1 protein-coding gene is annotated in these 757 nt (G+C 65.3%); it reads right to left on the bottom strand.

The genetic code is table 11. The features are described from left to right. Positions 1-757 (bottom strand): FAD-dependent oxidoreductase (locus HX846_RS36200; RefSeq protein ID WP_178967345.1); only part of this gene is annotated, 757 nt, incomplete at both ends.

Genomic DNA, 757 nt, shown 5'->3' on the forward strand with positions numbered 1-757 from the left:
CACCAATCAACGGCACGCCGGTCGGCGTGGCCGGGCGCATACCGGCCCATTCGACCGCGTGCTGGTAGTCACCGGCCAGCGGGAACGTCTCAAGTGCCTGGCGCTTAATCAGCGCCAGGCGCTTGGGTTCCAGGCGGGTGTCGAAGCCGACAATATCCACCATCGCCGCCACCCGCAGTTGCTCACCGATGCGCGCGTAGACGATCTTGCGGTCGTAATCGGTGATGCTGATGTTCGGCGCCTGATGCTGCGCGCCAATCGGCACGCTCAGGCTGTAACCCTTGAGGGGATACAGCGGCAGCGACATCCCCGGCAAGGCCAGCTCGGGGCTGCGGTGCCCGGCGGCCAGCACCAGGTGCTGCACCGGCAAGACTTCACTGCCCATTTCGATAGCCTGCACGGCGCCTGCGCGGTGACGAATCGCCGTCACCTTGCGCCCCAACAGGAACGTGCAGCGCCCCGACGCTTCAAGGCGCGCCGCCAGTTGTTGGCAGAACCCATGGCAGTCGCCGACCTCTTCATTGGGCGTATAGATGCCGCCGGCAAAACTGGCGCTGTCCAGGGTCGGTTCCAGCCGTGCGCAGTCCGCCGCCGAGAGCACTTGCTGTTGCAGCGGGTCGGTCACTTTATTCAAGGCGCGTTCATAGCTGTCGAGGCTGCGAAAGGTCACCAGCTTGCCGTTGCGCCGCCAGTGGAAACCGCCCAGTTGGTCTTCTTCACGCCAGCGTTGCAGGGTGCCCTGGCTCAAGGACGCCAG

The sequence above is a fragment of the Pseudomonas sp. K5002 genome (assembly GCF_013386655.1).
Lineage (GTDB): Bacteria > Pseudomonadota > Gammaproteobacteria > Pseudomonadales > Pseudomonadaceae > Aquipseudomonas.